Source organism: Luteibacter sp. HA06 (assembly GCF_054061215.1).
In genome coordinates this window covers 1,531,049-1,550,546 of record NZ_JBSSDZ010000001.1, presented here as the reverse complement: position 1 = coordinate 1,550,546, position 19,498 = coordinate 1,531,049, and the positions used below count along the sequence as shown (strand labels likewise).

Annotated in this window: 15 protein-coding genes; 6 read left to right on the top strand and 9 right to left on the bottom strand. The window is 64.0% G+C overall.

What is annotated here, in order from left to right:
* Positions 1–3 precede the first annotated feature (3 nt).
* The gene (locus tag ACVWWJ_RS06890; RefSeq protein ID WP_456967200.1) at positions 4–1,194 is read left to right on the top strand and encodes a DUF1501 domain-containing protein; all 1,191 of its coding nucleotides are present in this window, start codon (positions 4–6) and stop codon (positions 1,192–1,194) included.
* Here ACVWWJ_RS06890 and ACVWWJ_RS06885 read toward each other — a convergent pair.
* The 3 genes from ACVWWJ_RS06885 to ACVWWJ_RS06875 form a co-directional block, all read right to left on the bottom strand.
* Positions 1,191–3,038: a glycoside hydrolase family 15 protein gene (locus tag ACVWWJ_RS06885; protein WP_456967199.1), complete on the bottom strand. Its 1,848-nt coding sequence runs from the start codon at positions 3,036–3,038 to the stop codon at positions 1,191–1,193. The two genes, ACVWWJ_RS06890 and ACVWWJ_RS06885, sit on opposite strands and share 4 nt — an antisense overlap.
* Before the next feature lie 33 nt (positions 3,039–3,071).
* A complete protein-coding gene (locus tag ACVWWJ_RS06880; RefSeq protein WP_456967198.1) occupies positions 3,072–5,315 on the bottom strand; it encodes a DUF5916 domain-containing protein in 2,244 nt (747 codons plus the stop codon).
* A gap of 80 nt (positions 5,316–5,395) precedes the next feature.
* The gene (locus tag ACVWWJ_RS06875; protein WP_456967197.1) at positions 5,396–6,301 is read right to left on the bottom strand and encodes a LysR family transcriptional regulator; all 906 of its coding nucleotides are present in this window, start codon (positions 6,299–6,301) and stop codon (positions 5,396–5,398) included.
* Positions 6,302–6,391: 90 nt separating this feature from the next.
* Between ACVWWJ_RS06875 and ACVWWJ_RS06870 the strand changes: the two genes are divergently transcribed.
* Complete coding sequence (locus tag ACVWWJ_RS06870; protein WP_456967196.1) at positions 6,392–7,816, top strand: aldehyde dehydrogenase family protein; 1,425 nt, start codon at positions 6,392–6,394, stop codon at positions 7,814–7,816.
* On the opposite strand, the gene ACVWWJ_RS06865 is transcribed toward ACVWWJ_RS06870, so the two are convergent.
* Entirely contained in the window at positions 7,813–8,511 is a 699-nt protein-coding gene (locus ACVWWJ_RS06865) for a GNAT family N-acetyltransferase (RefSeq protein ID WP_456967195.1), read from the bottom strand. The genes ACVWWJ_RS06870 and ACVWWJ_RS06865 overlap by 4 nt on opposite strands.
* Here ACVWWJ_RS06865 and ACVWWJ_RS06860 point away from each other — a divergent pair.
* The 3 genes from ACVWWJ_RS06860 (at position 8,506) to ACVWWJ_RS06850 (ending at position 11,190) form a co-directional block, all read left to right on the top strand.
* Positions 8,506–9,543, top strand: a complete 1,038-nt coding sequence (locus ACVWWJ_RS06860; RefSeq protein ID WP_456969673.1) for a peptidylprolyl isomerase — start codon at positions 8,506–8,508, stop codon at positions 9,541–9,543. The genes ACVWWJ_RS06865 and ACVWWJ_RS06860 overlap by 6 nt on opposite strands.
* Positions 9,544–9,672: 129 nt before the next feature.
* Positions 9,673–10,323 (top strand): hypothetical protein, encoded by a 651-nt coding sequence (locus ACVWWJ_RS06855; protein ID WP_456967194.1) that lies wholly within the window; start codon positions 9,673–9,675, stop codon positions 10,321–10,323.
* Positions 10,324–10,359: 36 nt separating this feature from the next.
* The gene (locus tag ACVWWJ_RS06850; protein WP_456967193.1) at positions 10,360–11,190 is read left to right on the top strand and encodes a hypothetical protein; all 831 of its coding nucleotides are present in this window, start codon (positions 10,360–10,362) and stop codon (positions 11,188–11,190) included.
* On the opposite strand, the gene ACVWWJ_RS06845 is transcribed toward ACVWWJ_RS06850, so the two are convergent.
* Positions 11,129–11,983 (bottom strand): DUF3014 domain-containing protein, encoded by an 855-nt coding sequence (locus tag ACVWWJ_RS06845; RefSeq protein WP_456967192.1) that lies wholly within the window; start codon positions 11,981–11,983, stop codon positions 11,129–11,131. The genes ACVWWJ_RS06850 and ACVWWJ_RS06845 overlap by 62 nt on opposite strands.
* Before the next feature lie 199 nt (positions 11,984–12,182).
* Here ACVWWJ_RS06845 and ACVWWJ_RS06840 point away from each other — a divergent pair, with 199 nt between their 5' ends.
* On the top strand, positions 12,183–12,584 hold the full coding sequence (locus tag ACVWWJ_RS06840; protein ID WP_456967191.1) for an ExbD/TolR family protein: 402 nt from the start codon (positions 12,183–12,185) through the stop codon (positions 12,582–12,584).
* 10 nt (positions 12,585–12,594) lie between these two features.
* Here the strand turns inward: ACVWWJ_RS06840 and ACVWWJ_RS06835 are convergent, their stop codons facing one another.
* From ACVWWJ_RS06835 to ACVWWJ_RS06820, 4 genes are all read right to left on the bottom strand, one after another.
* On the bottom strand, positions 12,595–13,359 hold the full coding sequence (locus ACVWWJ_RS06835) for a hypothetical protein (RefSeq protein ID WP_456967190.1): 765 nt from the start codon (positions 13,357–13,359) through the stop codon (positions 12,595–12,597).
* A gap of 464 nt (positions 13,360–13,823) precedes the next feature.
* Positions 13,824–15,356: an alpha/beta hydrolase gene (locus tag ACVWWJ_RS06830; RefSeq protein WP_456967189.1), complete on the bottom strand. Its 1,533-nt coding sequence runs from the start codon at positions 15,354–15,356 to the stop codon at positions 13,824–13,826.
* Positions 15,357–15,429: 73 nt separating this feature from the next.
* Entirely contained in the window at positions 15,430–18,882 is a 3,453-nt protein-coding gene (locus ACVWWJ_RS06825; RefSeq protein WP_159895280.1) for a methylmalonyl-CoA mutase family protein, read from the bottom strand.
* Positions 18,883–18,987: 105 nt separating this feature from the next.
* Positions 18,988–19,479 carry a DUF2199 domain-containing protein gene (locus ACVWWJ_RS06820; protein ID WP_159895282.1) on the bottom strand — a complete coding sequence of 164 codons (492 nt, stop codon included), beginning with the start codon at positions 19,477–19,479 and terminating at the stop codon, positions 18,988–18,990.
* Between the last annotated feature and the right edge of the window lie 19 nt (positions 19,480–19,498).

Below are 19,498 nucleotides of genomic sequence, written 5' to 3'. Positions count from 1 at the left end.
CCCATGGATCGCCGCCAGTTTCTGCTCGCCGCTACCGCCGCCGTGCCTGCCCTCATGCTGGGCGGCAAGGTGTTCGCCGCGCCCGCGTCGTCGCCCCGTTTCCTGCTGGTTTTCCTACGCGGCGGCTACGATGCGAACAACATGCTGGTGCCCTATTCGAGCGACTTCTACTACGAGTCGCGGCCAACGATCGCGTTGGCTAGGCCCGACCCGGGCAACCCGAAATCGGTGCGCGCGCTCGACGCGAACTGGGGACTCACGCCGGCACTCGCCGCTTCGATGGGATCCTTATGGGACAAGCGCCAGCTCGCCTTCGTCCCCTTCTCGGGCACGGACGATCTATCGCGCAGCCACTTCGAAACGCAGGACAACATCGAAGCAGGCGAAGCGGGTGACGCGCGCAGCTACGGCTCAGGCTTCATGGGACGCCTCTCCGGCGTGCTGCGCGGCTCGCCGCCGATCGCCTTCACGGATGCCTTGCCGCTGTCGTTCCGCGGCGCGGGCGATATCCCGAACATCTCGCTCAAGGGTGGCAGCAAAGCGGTCTTCGATGACCGCCAGTCGAAAATCCTCGCCAGCATGTACGAAGGCACGTCGCTGCAGGCAGCGGCGACCGACGGCCTGCAGTTGCGCCAGCAGGTCGCACAGGACCTGCAGACGGAAATGGTCGCGGCGAGTCGTGGGGCGGTCAACGCGCGCGGCTTCGCACAACAGGGCCAACGCATGGCCACGCTCATGCGCGATCGCTTCCGACTTGGCTTCGTCGACGTCGGCGGTTGGGACACCCACGTGAACCAGGGCGGCGCCGATGGCCAGCTGGCCAGCAATCTCGACAACCTCGGACAGGGGCTCGCCAGCTTCGCCGATGGACTCGGCGAGGCGGAATGGAATAACACCGTTGTCGTGGTCGTGTCCGAGTTTGGCCGGACGTTCCGCGAAAATGGAAACAAGGGCACCGACCATGGGCATGGCACGACGTATTGGGTGCTCGGCGGCAAGGTCAACGGTGGCCGTGTCGCCGGCCAGCAGGTGGCAGTGAACGCGGGAAGTCTTCTGCAGAACCGCGACTACCCCGTACTCAACAACTACCGCGACGTTCTCGGGGGCCTCCTCCGCCGCACCTACGGCCTCTCCGACGCCAACCTCGCCACCGTGTTCCCCGGTGCGAAGCCTCGCGACCTGCAGCTCGTCTAGGGCTGCCAGGTCTGCCCGTCGGGGTCCGTGAGCTGGCGATCCAGGTAGAAGGCTGCGCTGATGAAGGCAAGGTGCGTGAGCGCCTGCGGAAAGTTGCCAAGCTGTTCGCCACGAAGACTCAACTCTTCGGAGAACAGACCGAGGTAGTTCGAATACAGCACGCCCCGCGCCATGATTTCGCGCGCCTCGTGCAATCGCCCCGCACGCGCCAGGCATTCGACATACCAGAACGTGCATGTGGTAAATGCACCTTCTCCGCCTTCCAATCCGTCGTCGTTGTGGTAGCGGAACACCATGCCGTCATCGGTAAGCTGATCCCGGATCGCATCCAGGGTCGCCAGCCAGACCGGATCAGTTGCGGAGACGAAACGGACCAGCGGCATCATCAACAGCGAGGCATCGAGGTCCGTGCCACCCTTCGACTGGACGAAGTAACCGTGTTCAGGATGCCGGAAGTGGGCCCAGATGTCCTCGGCGATCCGATCGCGTTCCGTGGCCCATTCGACGATCGGCCCGGGCAAGGATCGCTTGCTCGCCAGCCGGACAGCGCGGTCGAGCGCGACCCAGCACATCAGCCGCGAATGGAGGAACTCGCGTTTGGCATCGCGGATCTCCCAGATGCCTTCGTCCGCTTCTTTCCAGTGGCGGGTGACATGGTCGACCATTCGCACCACGTGCAGCCAGCCGGAGCGGCTGATCGCGCGCCCGTACTTGTTGGCGAGATAGAGGCTATCCATCAACTCACCGAAGATATCCAGCTGCAACTGGCTGCGTGCGGCATTGCCGACGCGCACGGGCCTGGAATCCGCATAGCCGGAAAGATGCTCGAGCACGTCTTCGTCCGCCGCGTCGCTGCCGTCGATCGCGTACATGATGCGAAGCTCTGAGTGATCGTCCAGGTCCGTCAGCCGTGCTTCAATCCAGCGGCGGAAGTGCTCGGCCTCCTCGATGTAGCCCAGTCGCATGAAGGCGTACACGGTGAATGAGGCATCACGAATCCAGGTGGCGCGGTAGTCCCAGTTCCGCCCCTCGCCCGTGGCTTCGGGCAGGCCGAACGTCGCGGCGGCCGCCACTGAGCCGTGGCGATGCGAGGTCAGCAGTTTCAGCACGAGCGCCGAGCGGTCGACGCGTTCGCGCCAGCGGCCGCGATAGTTGGACTTGCGCGTCCACCGACGCCATGCCTCGGCCGTGTCGGTGAAGGCGGCTTTGCATTCGAGGATATCGAATGGATCGTGCGCCTCGTCGCAAAGCACGAACCAGACTTCATCACCCGGACCCAACTCGAACTCCGAGTGCGCCCCGCCCTGGTCGTCGTCGATCATCACCGGCACATTCGAGCCAAGGCGAAGCGATTGCGGACCGTCGTGGAAGACCACGGTCTCGCCATAATCCTCTACCTGCGGGACGTTCCGCGCGTAGCCAAGCCGCGGGCGGCAGTTCACACGAATGCGCACCTTGCCACGTGGCACGCGGATGCAACGCAACACGCTGACCGGCACGCGTGGTTCAGTTTCCGGATGCGGCATGAAGTCGGTGAGCTCGACGCTGCCGGCGACGGCCATCCAGCGCGTCATCAGGATGTTCGTCTCAGGAACGTACAGCTGCATCGTGCGTGCGTCGGTCAGGGCGGGAGTCACGGTGAACTCGCCGCCCTTGTCCGGATCGAGGAGGCCGGAGAACACCGTGGGACTGTCCATGTGCGGCCAGCACATGAAGTCGATGGTGCCGTCGCTGGCCACCAGCGCGGTGGTGTCGAGGTTGCCGATGATGCCGTGCTCGCCGATGCTCCGGCCGGGAACGGGATTGTTCGGGTCGCGGACGGCTTGCTTCGGGGCCTTTGACATGGCGCAGAAATGCCATAGCCCACGTGAAGAGGGTCAGAACTCCAGCCGGTAGGCCACCTTCACCAGTCCTTCCTGGATGTCCTTCAGGCCGAAACCGCGACGGAACTGTGAACCCACCTCGTCCTCGGTGTCCTGCTCGTAGCCACCCCGGTTGTAGACGATATAGAGGTTGGACAACGGCGCGATTTCATAGCGGTAGCGGATCTGGAATCCCAGGTTGGCGACGCCCAGGCCATCGACGTGCTCGTCGGTGGGCACCGCGCGTCCTTCCGGATTGATCTCATAGGCCTGGCGCAGCTTCGCGCCGACGGCCAGGGTCTGCAGCTTCACGCGCAGCTCCTGCTTGTTGCCGAAGTTCCAGTTCACGCCGCTGTCGATGCCGACCGTCCTGCCGTCGTATGAGCCGACCAGGTTGGAAACGCCCGCGCCACGATCCTGCCAGATCAGCCAGTTCGGGTCCCACTCGTAACTCGCACCAGCGAAGACACTGAACGCATCGGTGATGAAATAGGTCGGCGTGAACTTGAAGTAGTACGAAAGGCGGTGATACCCGGTGAGCTGGTTGCCGCCGATGAAGCCTTCGTCCTTCCAGCTCCAGTGACCGATACGCGGGCTCTCGCGCTCATAGGTGAGTTTCGCGGTCGGCGGTGTATGCAAAGGATTACCGCCGCGGGTGAGCAGGTCGTCATAGGCCGCCGTAAAGGCATCCAGCCGCCATTCCTCGTCGCCGCCGTCGCGACGCCGGCTGTCACGCTGGATGCGGAAACGACGGGAGATGCGACGGCCTTCGGTGTTGTCCTGGGCGGAAACGCGGTAGCGCCAGAGATGCGAGGCGTACGCGGAGTCCGCCGGCAGGTCGGTCTGTCGCTGCCGCACTTCCCAATGCAGGTATTCCATATCGTTGCGCGGCAGATAACCGAAATCGTCGATGTCCAGGCGATGGCCGAAATACATGCCCAGCCACTGCTGGCTCCAGACCGGTGTCATCTCCCAGAACACGATGCTGGTCGCACCGAGGCCCGACGAATTAGCCTGTGGCTGGTCGATCTTGCTGCCGACGATGTTGCTGGTAACGGTGAAGGTTTCACTCGGCTGCCAACGGTGGTCGAAGCCGAGCACGTTGGCATCGCGATCGAGGTAAGGGTGATTGACCCGTGTGGCGAGCATGCCGAAGGTCTGCGTGCCTTCGGTCTGGGTCAGCCGCAACGCACCGAAGGTACGGCCGTCGTCGCCTTTTTCCTGCGCGGTGAGGATGCCGTAGCTGGTATCGCCCACGCTGCCGTTTACCTTTACCGCGGCGGAGATATCCGCCGGGCCGTGGCCATCATCGGACTCGCCACCCACGCGCCGCGTATAGACCAGCTGCGAGTAATCGTCGAGCAGGCTGAAGTCGAAGATGCCCTGGTTCTCGGTAAAGAACGGACGTTTATCGGTGAAGAAGGTCTCCTCGGGCGAGAAGTTCACGACGAGGTCATCGCTCTCGACCTGGCCGAAGTCCGGGTTGATCGTGGCGGTGAGCTGGGTTTGCCCGTTCGGCTTCCAGACGATATCCGCACCCTCCTGGAACGAGGTGCCGCCGTGGGCACGGTCCACGCGCCCGACCAGGTACGGCGTCACGGCGAACAACGACTGCGAATACGCCGGCATCGAGACTTTCTGAAAACTCGAAAGGAATCGCCCCTGGTCGAAGCTGATCGCCGGCCAGGCCATGCGCTCGCCCGTCGCGGCGATGACACGGTCGATGTACAAGCCAATGTGGCGGTTGCCGTCGCCGGCACTGCGCATCGGCGCGATATACCAGGGAATAAGGATCTCGACCGAATAGCCTTCGGCATCTTCGGTGACCGCATGATCCCAACGGCCGTCCCAGTCGTAACTGAAGTCCGATTCGTTGGTGATGACCTCATCGGCAACGCCACCGAGCGAGCGCACTTCGAAGTCGTAGCCCACGCGGCCGTCGCCGTCGAAATCCACCATCACGTTGATGCGATCCACGAGCGCGTCTTCGTCACGGCGCGTCTGCTGCTTCGAGCGCGGCACGTCGGCGGACTGGGTGACGCGGATGGCCACGGCCAGGCCCTTCGGCGTCGAGAGCACCCAGGCCTCGGTCGGCTGGCTACCCGGCTTGCCCGTTTTGGGCTGGGTGTCGCGGAAGTCGGTGATGTGCTGCGCGCCCGCCCACTCCGTCGGGTCGATGCGGCCGTCGATCGTCACCTCGGCGCGGGCCGAGAAAGCAGCGAGACAAAGCGTGGCGAACAGGGCGAAGCGGCGATGCATGGGTCATCCGGGACGTGGAATCTTGCGGATAGGATGCCGCCCAATCCGCAAAGGTTTGCCATGACCCTTGGCCCATGCGCTCAGCCGGTCTCCCTGATGAGGTCGATCAATGCCCGCAAAGCAGCGGGCACATGGCGCCGGCCCGGGTAATACAGGCACAGGCGATCGAACGGTGGCGTCCAGTCTTCCAGCACTCGCTCCAGCGACCCTGCCGCAAGATCCTCCGAGACGTTGAACTCGGTGAGGTAGGTCAGCCCCAGCCCAGCGCGCGCCGCCTCCAGCATCAGGTCGGGCTGGCCTAGGGTCAGCTGCCCCTCGACATCGATGCTGACCGCCTCGCCATGCCGTTCGAATTCCCAGTGGTAGATGTGGCCCGCCGGCATGCGCGCCCGGATACAGCGATGCGCCGCCAGGTCCGCGGGCGAATGCGGCCGGCCGTGCGTCGCGAAGTACGCCGGGGAGCCGACGACGGCAAAGCGGATAGGTGGTCCCAGCGGGACGGCGATCATGTCGCCCGGCACGGTATCGACGGTGCGGAACCCCGCGTCGAAGCCCTCGCGGACGATGTCGATCATCCGTTCCTCGATGACCAGGTCGAGGTGGACGTCCGGATAGCGCTGCAGATACGGAATCAGGAAAGGCAGCATCAGCCAGCGCGCCGCGCCCGTCGACGAGTTGAGCCGCAAGGTACCGTTCGGCGTCGCTGCCTCGTCGCCTGCCCGGTCGATGGCGTCGCGGATGCCCGCCACCGCCGGTGCCAGGTCGGCGACGAAGCGCTCCCCCGCGTCCGTCAGGCGGACGCTGCGGGTCGTCCGGTGGAAGAGCCGCGTCCCCAGCCGCGCCTCCAGGGAGGCCACCGACTGGCTCAGCGCCGAGGTCGACATCTCCATGTCGGCGGCGGCCGCGCGAAAGCTGCCCAGTCGCGCCACCGCCAGCACCGCCTCGAATTCCGTCAGTCCCGATCGCATTGTCCGCTCCTGCTTCATGCCCCATCCGGATTTGTCCGGCTTATCAGGCTAATCCTTTGCGCCCATCCTTTCCATCGCACCCACCTCCTTCCCTTCCCGAGAACTCCCATGCATACGATCGACCAGATCTACATCGACGGCGCGTTCGTTACCCCGCACGGCGAAGAGCGCTTCGACCTGTTCAACCCGGCCACCGAGGAAGTCATCGGCACCGTGCGTCTTGCCGACGAAGACGACACCCGCCGCGCCATCGCGGCTGCGAAGCGCGCCTTCCCGGCGTTCTCCCGAACAACGGTGGCTGAGCGCATCGCCCTGCTCCGCCGCATGCACGCCGCCATCGAAGCGCGCGGTGACGATCTGTTTGCCGCCGTGCTCGAGGAATACGGCGCGCCCGTGAATCGCGGCCGCTGGATGGTCGGGCATGCTTCGAGCGTCTTCCTCGATGCGATCGAGACGCTCGAGCACTTCGAGTTCGAGCGCCGGATGGGAACAGCGACGGTGGTCATGCAGGCGGTTGGCGTGGGGGGTCTCATCACGCCGTGGAACAGCAACGCCGGCTTCATCTGCGGCAAGCTCGCTACGGCCATCGCCGCCGGTTGCACTGCGGTGATCAAACCGAGCGAAATGAGTGCCCTGCAGACGCGCGTCGTTACCGAAGCGCTGCATGCCGCGGGCGCGCCGGCCGGGGTGTTCAACATCGTGACTGGCCGTGGCGACGTGGTCGGCGCAGCCATCGTCGACAGTCCGGACATCGCCAAGATTTCGTTCACCGGGTCGACCGCCGTCGGCAAGGGCATCGTCCGGGCGGCCGCCGATACCCTCAAGCGCGTGACGCTGGAGCTCGGCGGCAAGTCGCCCGTGGTCATCCTCGGTGATGCCGACTTCGACGCTGCCGTACCCCTGGCCGTGATGGCTGGCTTCGCCAACAGTGGCCAGGCCTGCATCGGGGGCACGCGCCTGCTCGTGCCACGCGCACGCCTGGCCGACTTCGAAACACGCATGGCTGCCGCGGCGAACGCGGTCGTTTCCGGCGACCCCGCCGACCACGCCACCGACGTCGGCCCGATGGTCAGCCGCAAGCAGTGGGATCGCGTGCAGGGCTACATCCGCAAGGGCATCGAAGAAGGCGCACGCCTGATCGCCGGTGGCGAAGGCCGTCCGGAAGGCCATGCACGTGGCTGGCTAGTGCGCCCGACCGTCTTCACCGATGTACGCAATGACATGACCATCGCTCGCGAGGAAATCTTCGGACCGGTGCTTTCGATCATCGCCTACGACGACGAAGAAGATGCCATCGCGATCGCCAACGACACGCCTTACGGCCTGCAGGCTTATGTCCTTTCCGCTGATCCCGTACGCGCGCGCCGTGTTGCCTCGCGGATCGACGCCGGACGCGTATTGGTCAACACGATCTCGCACGAGCCGAAGGCACCGTTCGGCGGCTTCAAGCAGTCCGGACTCGGTCGGGAATACGGCAGCTTCGGTCTCGAGGCATACCTCGAGCCGAAGGCCTTGCTCGGCGTGGACGCCTAATGCGACTTGGCGATATCCACGGCGGTTAGCGTCAACGTCGCCCGATGGACGAAGCCAAGCTTCTCGTAGAGCCTCGTGGCACCTTCGTTACCGGCGGACACGTGGAGGAAGGAAACCAGTCCTTGCGCGCGATGTCGGTTCACTAATGCCACGAGCAGTGCACGCGCCAAACCTCGACCGGCGAACTCCGGGTGCGTGCAGACGGCACTGATTTCGCGCGCACCTGGTACCGCCATGCGCTCCCCGGCCATGGCGATCAGCCGGCTCTCCTGCAACACGCCGACATAGGTGCCCAGTGCCGCCGTGTGCTCGCGGAAGAATTCCGGATAGACCAACGAGGTGAGCGCACGCATGCGTTCTCGGTGCTCGTTGCCCAGCACGCTTACCGTCTCCTCGGTATCGAGGTCCGGCGCGTCCAGGGACCGGACGAGCTGCAAGGTGTCGGGTACCGCGTGGCCCGTGTCGACAGGGGCCCGCAGCCAGCGCTCAGGAAGCATGTCCGGCGCCACGCCCAGGAAATAGCGTCGGCCCACCAGCCGCGGGTCGTCGATCACCCGGGCAGCCGGGCTCTCCACCGCCACGAAGGGTGCGTAGGCGTCGCCATACCAGAGCGCATCGCCCGAACGCCGGGCCAGCGCTGCGTGCTCACCCGTGAGCGAGTACCACAGCGGATTATCGAGTACGGAGGGATCCATGCCTGCCTTCCGATGACGAATGACACATCATGGGGCTCAACCCGAGCGCATCACAACTGGCTCTGCTACTTTTCGTCCGTTAGCACTCATTCCGGGGATCCCATGCTCGCTCGCACCTGCCTTGTTCTCGCCCTTGCCCTCGCCCTGCCCGCCGTTGCCGAGGAGGCGAAGAAGGCGCACACGCCCACGGCGAAGGAGCTGCTGGCCAAGTCGACCGCCGCCGAATGGCGCACCCCGGACCCGCAGAATCTTGTCTATATGGACCTGCCCCAGGGCCAGGTGGTGATCGAGCTGGCCCAGGACTGGTCGCCGGAACACGCAGCGAACATCCGCACGCTCATCCGCGAACACTACTTCGACGGCACCCAGGTCATCCGCGTCCAGGATAACTTCGTCACCCAGTGGGGCGACCCCGATGGCGACGACAAGAAGAAGGCCAAGAGCCTGGGAACCGCCAAAGAGACCCTCACGCCCGAGTTCACGCGCAAGCTGGGCGGCAAGGCCATTCCCTTCACGAAGCTGCCCGATGGCGACGTCTACGCCCCGGAAGTGGGCTTCTCGGAGGGTTTCCCCGTGGCGCGTGACACGAAGGCCGGCGAAGCCTGGATCACCCACTGCTACGGCACCGTCGGCGTGGCTCGCGATGTCGGCGCCGAGACGGGTAATGGCAGCTCGCTTTACGCGATCATCGGCCAGCCCCCCCGCAATCTCGACCGCAACCTCGCCGTCGCCGGCAAGGTCATCAAGGGCATGGAATTCCTCGCCGCGTATCCGCGCGGTGGCGAGCCGATGGGCTTCTACGACAAGCCCGAACAGCGCGTGACGATCAAGAGCGTGCGCCTCGCGGCCGATGTGCCCGAAGCCCAGCGCACGCCGATCCAGGTGCTACGCACGGACAGCAAGACCTTTGCCGCCGTGATTGAAGCCAAGCGCAATCGCAAGGACGATTTCTATACCCGCCCGGCGGGCAAGATCGACCTGTGCAATATCAGCGTGCCGGTACGCGATCCGTCGAAGCCGGCCACGCCGTAAGCCCTACGTAGCCAGAAGCAGAAGCATCGCCGATGAATCGGCTCCCACACAAAACCTGCGCAGGTCTTCTGTAGGAGCCGATTCATTGGCGATGCTGTCAGACGTACACGTCACCGCGAAGGAACGCCCATGGACGACTACCGCCGCACCCTGACAAAAGCCGGCAAGATCCTCATCGTCGTCGGTGCGATCGATGTCGCTTTCTGGGTCGTCTGCATCCTGACCAGCCAGGCGTACGGTTCCACAGTCAGCGTCTTCGCTATCGCCGCCGGGATCTACCTCAAGCGCGGCAATCTCCACACCGCGCTATGGGCGACGCGCTTCGGCGCGGCGATCCTTGCTGCCTCAATACTGGTACTCATCTTTGTCTTTCCGGCGATTCAACCGTTGCCGCTGTGGCTTCTCGAGCTGAAGTTGTGTCCGTGGACGACGTTACCCATGGTGGTCTCGCCTGTTCTTATTTTGCCCCCTCTGGCCTGGGCCTACCTGCTGTTACGTCGGCAGGAAGTGCGACAGGCGCTGAAGGAGCATGGGCTCGCGGCCAGGCCGCCGCTGCTCTGGTTCGGCGGCGGCATCGCCATGGCCGTACTCATCGCGATGGGGATACAGTTCCTGTTCCATGGTGACGCGGCGAAGACGGCAATCACCGCCGCGCAACTGCAGAACGGGGATCAATACCAATACGTCGTGCGCCAGATGTTCGTCGGCAACAGCCACGGAAGGGCCGTCGTGACCGCATACAAGAATGACGAAATCAAGGAGATATCAGTCAAGTGGTAGCTGCCTGTCACCTTTCAAGCGAAAAGGACACTGCCCATGTGGCCCTTCAAATCTAGGCAGCCGACGGGTCCTGCCCCTCTCCTTCGCGTTACTGCGGGCGATGTCGAGCTTTTCTCGCTGGCCGTGGCCGACCTGCCCGCCGAGAAAATGCCGGTGGTCGAACTCAAGCCGGGCATGCGCCTGAACTTCGCCGACAGCGCTGGTACAACGCGCTCATTCGACTTGTCATCTGCCTACGACGAGGGTGATCGCTACCTTCATCTGTCGGTGCGAGTGAGCGCCGCCTTTGCCGTACAGCCCGATGGGCTGCTCACGGTGTCACGCGACGACGATCCTCTCGAGGCGTTTCGGAATGGCGCGAGGGGCGTTCGCTTGCAGCCCTTCATGCTGCCGGAATCGGCCGCAGACAACGCCATCTTCGAAGGCAAGGGACTCTTCGCTCGCGGCCTGCATTACTCGGGACAGATAACCCAGGGCAACGTGTCGCTGCTGTGCCTTTGCGACCAGTGCCACGCGGGGTTTCGCCTGCATTCGTTCCACGCCGGCTTCAGCCAGCTCGCCTACTTTTACTGCGACGGCGGCCCCCATACCCTCGTCGCCAGCGCGCTTCTGCAGGATGCACCGCCGGTGCTGGGCCCAGCGGATCTCGCTGCCACGACACGCTTCGAGATGCGGCTGCCGCCGTGCACCACGTGTAGCGGTCGCTTCCAGCGCATGAATCCGCTTCGATGCCCGGCCTGCAACGCGCCCTATATCGATTTCGGCCGATTCCCGGATGAGCGCGAACGCGAGTATTACGGCAACACTATCTACGGGGAGGCGCTTCAGCGCTTCGATCCTCCAGCGGAGCATCGGCCGACTGGTTAGCCACTTCGCCTCGCAGCGCCCGAAGCTTCGCCTTCAATTTCGCTTCATTCTCGGGCCCAAGGCGGATCATGAACTTCTGGCCGACTGACAGCTGCTCCAGGGCCTGGTTCGCGTAGACATAACCGACCTTCTCCGGAAGCAGCTGCTGATTGCCCTTCGGCTCCGGCGCAGCAAGCATATGATCGATCACTTCGATCAGCCGATCATTGAAGTAACCGTTCGTACCGAGGTCGCGATAAGCCTGCTGGAACAGGGGATAGTTGCGTTTGTACCAGGCCGCGGCGGCCTTCGTGTCCATGCGGTCCGCCACATACATGTAGGTGGCATAGCGCTCGGTGTTCGTCTTCGAAGCGACGAAGTTACCGTCGTCGGGAACCACCTGGAAACGTCCGGTCGGCGTGCGCAGCGGCACGACATTCATACCGACGCTCTGCTTCGGAAGGGCGTCGATGGTGGAAACCATGCGCGAGACGATGGCCTCGGGGCGTAGCAGCGACTTCAGCGCACCATCGCTGGTGAGGGCCATCAGCCCCGCCAGCACGTCGTCATCGCTCTGGTCGAGCGGCGGCAGGCCCGCGGTGGACCCGCCGGCCGGGCCGATCGGGTGCTGCACGAGCGGCGCATCATGCACGGTGGTCGACGAGGAGGACGCGACCGGACCGTTGGAGAAGGCCGGTGCGGTACCCGCATCATGTGCCTGCTTCTCCCTGTAAACGAAGATGCCGACCACGACCAGAATCGCGACGATCAGCAAACCTGCAACCCATTTCGAACCTGATGACTGACTACTCAACGTAACGCTCCTGCCAAAAACCTAGCCCCCATGGGACTACGAACGGCGGGTTTGGTTCAAGGTTGACTTATCGCGGCATCATGCACCCTTGCCGCCGCTTGCGGGAAGGGCCAGTCGGCACCTAGGCTGGACTCGCCGGACATCCCCCATGGTCCGGCACCAGGGCACCACTCCATCGATAACGTCTGTAGGAGGCACCATGGCTTTCTCTGCACGGCAAGACGCTGCCCCAATTTCGGGCATCAATGTGACCCCGCTCGTCGACGTCCTCCTGGTCCTGCTGATCATCTTCATGATCTCGGCACCGGTCGTCGCTCATAAGGCTCGCTTAGACCTGCCCTCGCCCGGCACGCAACCGCCCACGGCGATGCAGGAGCCCATCGACATCACCATCGAAGCAGGCAGCATGACGTTCTGGAACCATGTGCTGGTGACGGACGCCGCGCTGGCAACGCAGATGCAGGTGCTCGGTTTGCGCGAAGGCGACAAGCCCGCGATTCACATCAGCGCGTCGGACAACGCCTCCTATGAGGACTTGGCAAAGGTTCTCGCCGAGGCGAAGGTGAACGGGCTTTCGAAGATCGATTTCGTGAATCGTTAACGGCACTCGGCTATCGGCGGCCCGGCATGGGTTCGACGTCGCCGTATAGCTGCTTAGCAATCAATCGCTCGCTGGCTGCAAGCGAGCGATCCACCGAATTCTCCGCGACACGAATGCACTCATCCATAGCGCTTTGCCAAGCCTCGATATCTCCGGTCAGGTGCGCGCGCCACGCAGCGCACCTGGCAGCTAAGGGCGAGTTGCCCCACCGCGACCGCCGAAGCGCATCGGGGGTTGGTAACCGTGCAGCGTCGCGATCCGTGACAGCGGCCGCGAACGCGATCTCGGAACGTGTCACGTCGATCAGCTCGGCAAGCGCAGACTTCGCATATCGGTGCCCGGGAATCAAGGTGTCCATCCGGCGCCCGACATCGGTCACCTGCGTCCACTCACCGCGCTGCTGGTGCTGCTTCAACGCATACCAGGCGCCGCTTACCGAATCGTCGAGAAGGATGTCGATGTCCTCTGGACCCAATGCCGAAATCGGCGTGCCACGCAGCACGCGGGACAATGCAAGCGTTCGAGCCATCCACGCATCCGCTGGCGGATGCCTCCACCAGCGCCATGCCATGACGCCGCCAGACTCGAGGACCGGGCTGGCCGCGATCGAGGGATTCGGGAACAGGCTCGACAGCGGAATCAGGAGCACGAGAGCGAGCCCAGCCATCGACCAGCGTTCGACATATGTGTGAAGCAGTGGAATGGACGACGCCACGAGAGTGGCAAGGGCGACCGTCGCCACAGCGCCGCCCAGGGCGAAGCGGATCATCGGCATGCGAAGAGGCCGGGATGGGTCGGGAAGTGCGTGCACATATCCGGGCGGAAGCGGGTGAATATAGCGTTTCCAACGAACGCGCCAACCTTTCCGCCGCGGTACCACGTCGACTGGGCCAATCCGCATCACGGCGACGACCATTCCCGAACGGCGGGCAGCCACATAGCGGCCTACCTCGTAGACTGTCCGACCGGTAGGAATAGCGATCATCAGCGTCGGGAGAAAATAGATCCACGCCGCGCTACCTATGGCTGCGACATCGCACAGATAGCCCGCACCGAATAGAGCAAGAGCCACGACGGGCCCGATGCGGGCGCCAACGCGAACCCATGTCGGTGACGGCGACCATTCCGCGCGGCGTTCATTGCCCTCTGGATCGTTTCCGTCCATGTTTCGCCTCCCCTGGCTCCTGCGTCAGTGCATCGGACGAAGCTTCATATGAGGACATACGTCACGTCAACCGCTTATGGGACGGCGGAGAGCCTGGCCGCCATTGACGCGTCGACCAGACAGGTCGCCGGCGTCGTTCCCATGTCGACATGCAAGACATCCTCCGGCTTCGGTGCGTGGTCCCACAGCGCACCGGGTACGCAGGGAGTCCGCGTCGACACCTCACCCATGACAGCGCGCCACGTCCGCAAGGCCATCAAGGCCGTCATCGCCTGGCCGGGATGTTCACCATCCGCGTGCGTCCAGGCAGCGTCCGGATACGTCTCCATGAGCCGCCTGCGCGTCTCGCTGAGTTCAATGAGGGGGATGCCCGCGAGCGTCGCGATGCGTTGCTCGCCCCTTACCTCACCTTCGCTTATCTCGCGGCTCGCACGCTGCCACGTGCCGAGGTAGTAAACGCGAGCACCGCCGGCCCGTGCATCGCTCGTGAGGGCCACCGTGGCCTGATCCGTGCGCTCGAACGCGGCCAGGCGCTGTTCGCAGCCCGGCGTGCAGGTCGCGTTGCCGCCGCGCTCCTGCAGCACCACGTCGGTGTAGCCCCCTGTCGCCAATGCATGCATGACCACGGGATCGTGGTCGTAGTCCTCGAGCGCGGCGCCGGCGCGGGCGATCATATCGACGCTGAGGCGCATGCCAGCGGGCGCGAGCGACGCGAACGCCGAAGGCAGGTTGTTGACGTAGGTCAGGCTGTTGCCGATGAAGAGCACGCGATGCTCGCCTTTCGGACCCACATCCGCAGGTTTCTTCGGAGGGAAAGCGCGACGAAGTGCGAACGCTTCGGAGGCAAGGTAGATGGTGTCATGGTGTTGCTCGGGCCGAGGTACGTAGCTCCAGTCGAGACCTTTCGGTGCGCCAGTGTTCAGCACCTCGGCGAGCCTGGCCACGTTCGGCGCGATATTGTCTTCGTCCGCCGACGTCAGGAGAAGACGCCGCGCGCCTTGCGGCTGGTTCTTCAGAAGGACGGGCGCCTCACGAACCAGCGAGCCGTCATTCCACCAGAGGCTGGGACTGATCGCGATAACCGTATCGAACAAACCCGGCTCGCGAAGAAATGTCTCGACGGCGAACAGGCCCGCGAGCGATTCGCCGATGATGCCGCGGTGCGTGTTCACCCGGTAACGGCGGCCGATCTCCGGCATGAGCTGTTTCGCGATGAAGGCACGAAAGACCGCCGAGCCACCGACGTGTGGCGCGATGGCCTTGTCGGAGTCGACGGTGGTCGGTCCGGTCATGTCACGGCGGCGCTCGGTGTTTTCGATGCCGACGAGAATCAGCGGCTGGATTTCCCCAGCGCGGATGCCTTCGTCGACCGCTTTCGCCACGTGCGGAAAGTCTTCCTGCAGGCCGCCGTCGGGCATATAGAGGACGGGGTAGCGGTTAGTGGATGCGTCGTAGCCTGGAGGGGTGTAGACGTTGATGTGGCGGATTTCTGCCGGGGCTGCTGTTGCGAGGGTGAACGTGTTGTGGGGTGGGGTCTGGGCATGGCTGACTAGCGAGACGAGGCTCGCGAGCAGGGCAAGAATCCTGGCCCTGGCGCGAGCACCCATCGCCGCTGAAGCGGCTCCCACAGAAGGCTTCGCCGATGAATCGGCTCCTACAAAAAGCCGGTTCGTTCGTTCGTTACATGTTGCGGCGGTATTCGCCGCCTACGTCGTAGAGGGCGTGGCTGATCTGGCCGAGGGAGTTGTTCTTGACGGCGTCCATGAGCTGTTCGAAGACGTTGCGGCGCTCGCGGGCGGTTTTCTGCAGGGTGCGCAGGCTTTCCGGGGCGAGGCTGTTGCGGGCGCGACCGTAGAGCAGCACGTTTTCGATCTGCTGGCCCTTCTCTTCTTCCGTGGAACGGATGAGTTCGATTTCCGTGGAGATCTCGCCGCCGTGATCCTTGGGCAGGAAGGTGTTGACGCCGATGAGCGGAAGCGAGCCATCGTGCTTCTTGTGCTCGTAGTACATCGACTCTTCCTGGATCTTGCCGCGCTGGTACATCGTGTCCATCGCGCCGAGCACGCCGCCGCGCTCGCTGATCGCCTCGAATTCCTTGTACACGGCTTCTTCGACCAGGTCGGTCAGTTCGTCGACCACGTAGCTACCCTGCCAGGGGTTCTCGTTGAAGTTGAGGCCCAGCTCACGATTGATGATGAGCTGGATGGCCACCGCGCGGCGCACGCTTTCCTCGGTCGGCGTGGTGATCGCCTCGTCATAGGCATTCGTGTGCAGGCTGTTGCAGTTGTCGAACAGCGCGTACAGCGCCTGCAGCGTCGTGCGGATGTCGTTGAACTGGATTTCCTGCGCGTGCAGCGAGCGGCCGGAAGTCTGGATGTGGTATTTCAGCATCTGGCTGCGCGCGCTGGCGCCGTAGCGTTCACGCATGGCGCGGGCCCAGATGCGACGTGCCACGCGGCCGATCACTGTGTACTCGGGGTCCATACCGTTGGAGAAGAAGAACGACAGGTTCGCCGCGAAGTCGTCGACCTTCATGCCACGTGCGAGGTAGTACTCGACGATGGTGAAGCCGTTCGACAGCGTGAAGGCGAGCTGGCTGATCGGGTTCGCGCCAGCTTCGGCAATGTGATACCCGGAGATCGACACCGAGTAGAAATTGCGCACCTTGTGGTCGACGAAGTACTGCTGGATATCACCCATCATGCGCAGGGCGAACTCTGTACTGAAGATGCACGTGTTCTGCGCCTGGTCTTCCTTAAGGATGTCGGCCTGCACCGTGCCGCGCACGTTGGCGAGCGTGAAGGTCTTGATCCGTGCGTAGGTTTCAGCATCGACCACTTCCTCACCCGAGATGCCGAGCAACCCAAGCCCCAGACCGTTGTTGCCCTCGGGCAAGCCACCGGTGTAGGTCGGGCGGTTACCGTCCGGGTAAAGCTGCGCGATACGCGCCTTGGCGGCGTCCCAGCGCGACGGGTCCTCGTTGAGGTACTTCTCGACGTTCTGGTCGATCGCCGTGTTCATGAACATGGCGAGGATGATCGGCGCCGGACCGTTGATCGTCATCGATACCGACGTGGAAGGCGCGGACAGGTCGAAGCCGGAGTACAGCTTCTTCATGTCGTCGAGCGTGGCGATGGAAACACCGGAATTGCCGATCTTTCCGTAGATATCCGGGCGCGGTGCCGGATCTTCGCCGTATAGCGTGACCGAGTCGAACGCCGTGGACAGGCGCGCGGCGGCGCCACCCAGCGACAGGTAATGGAAGCGACGATTGGTGCGCTCCGGCGTGCCCTCACCCGCGAACATGCGGGTGGGATCCTCACCGGCGCGGCGATACGGGAACACGCCGCCGGTGTACGGGTAGTAGCCCGGAAGGTTCTCGCGCATGAGGAAGGAGAGCAGTTCGCCCCAGTCCTTCGTCTTCGGCGGCGACACCTTGGGGATCTTCTGGTGGCTGAGTGAGGTGCGATAGTTCTCGACGCGGATGACCTTGTCGCGCACCTGGTATTCGGTGAACTCGTCCGTGACCGATGCGAAACGCGACGGCCACTCACGCAGCAGGGCAATCGCTTCACTGGTAAGTTCACGCACGGCCTCGTTGTAACGCTGGCGCAGCGTGGAAAGCGAACGGTCGCCTTCGACGCTGAGCGCGTCGTGGTCGTACAGGTCGAACGCGCGCGGCAACGAGGCGTCACCGATGTCCTTCAACGATTCGAAGTAATGCTGGGCCTTGCTTGCCGCCTCGGCCTGCTTCGCGATACCCGTGTTGACGCCCCGGCCCTGCTCGGCGATCTCCGCGAGATAGCGCACGCGGTTGCCCGGAATCAGCACGGTAGCGCGCGGTTCGCGCAACGTCGTGTCGATGTCCGGTGTCCACGCTGCCTCGGGCAGCGACAGCTTGCCGCGCATGAGACGGCACAGGTTGGCGAACATCCAGGTCACGCCCGGATCGTTGAACTGGCTGGCAATGGTGGGGTAGACCGGCACGTTCTCGTCGGCCATCTGGAACGCGGTGCGGTTGCGCTTCCACTGCTTGCGCACGTCGCGCAGTGCATCTTCAGCGCCGCGTTTGTCAAACTTGTTGAGCACGACCAACTCGGCGAAGTCGAGCATGTCGATCTTCTCGAGCTGGCTGGCCGCACCGTATTCGCTGGTCATCACGTAGACCGGGAAATCGACAAGGTCGACGATCTCGGAATCGCTCTGGCCGATACCGGCCGTTTCGACGATGACGAGGTCGTATGCCTGCGACTTCAGGAAATCGATGCAGTCGTGCAGCACGATGGACGTGGCCGCATGCTGGCGACGGGTGGCCATGGAACGCATGTACACGCGCGGACTGCGCAGCGAATTCATGCGGATGCGGTCACCCAGCAGCGCACCACCGCTACGACGACGCGTGGGATCCACGGCCAGCACGGCAATGCGGATCTGCGGGAACGCATGCAGAAAACGCAGGAGCAGTTCGTCGACCACGCTGGACTTGCCGGCGCCGCCGGTGCCGGTCAGCCCGAGGACCGGTGTCTTGTTGCCGGCAAGCTGCCACTCCTTGCGCAGGCGGGCGAGTTCGGCTTCGGGAAGCAGATCTTCCTCGATCGCCGAGAGCATGGCGCCAATCGAGATCTCATCTTCCACCGAAGCCGTGACCGGAGCCACTTCCACGCGCTGGCTGGCTGCGGCGCGCGTGCGCGACATGACGTCTTCGATCATCTCGGTGAGGCCGAGCTTCATGCCGTCGTTCGGGTGGTAGATGCGCTCCACACCGTACGCCTGCAGCTCACGGATCTCCTCGGGCGTGATCGTGCCACCGCCGCCACCGAACACGCGGATATGACCGGCACCACGCTCGCGAAGCATGTCGACCATGTACTTGAAGTACTCCACGTGACCGCCCTGGTAGGACGACAGCGCGATAGCGTCAGCGTCTTCCTGGAGAGCCGCGCGCACCACGTCCTCGACCGAGCGGTTGTGACCCAGGTGGATCACCTCGGCGCCCTGGCTCTGGATAATGCGGCGCATGATGTTGATTGCCGCGTCGTGCCCGTCGAACAGGCTCGCCGCCGTGACGAAGCGCAACGGCGTCGCCTCCGCGTCGGTGTGGCTGGCGGGGATGTGCTTGGGCTGCGAGCTCATGGAAACTCCGGGGAAGATCGACTGCGGGGTGGGGAACCCCGCAATTCTAACGCCGGAGGTCGCGCGGGCTCTGGTGCAGTGCAGCGAACCCGCGCCCTAGGGACGTCAGCTCAATCCGACCGAGTAGCTGCTCGCGCGATGGGTCGTGATGCCGGCCCTTTGCTCGTGCCCCAGGGGAAGTTCGGGGTTCACGATGAACACCTGCGGCCGCGTGTTCGGCCCTGTCAGCTGCATGAGGACGCGCTCGCCCAGGCTTCCTTCGTGGCTCCGGATCTCATTGGCCAGCGTGGCCGACATGGGCGGCTCGGCGGCTTGTTCCGGATCGTCCCAGAGATCGCCGACGCGGTGGAACTGCTCCTCGCTGACCTCGACCCAGACGCCGATGTGATAGTCGTCCTTGCGCCCCTGCACGGGCAACGGCAGCGTTGCTCTCAGGAAAAAGCGTTCGTCGTCGATCACGCAGGCATCGTCGCTCTCGTAGACGTCGAGCGAGCGTTCGTCGTTGGGCATATCGAAAATGGCATCAGGCCGGCCGTAGCTGAGTTCCAGCTCGTCTTCCTCGTGCGTCGCTCCACAGATCGCGCAGGTAGCTGTCATGGGACCGCTCCGTGAGGTA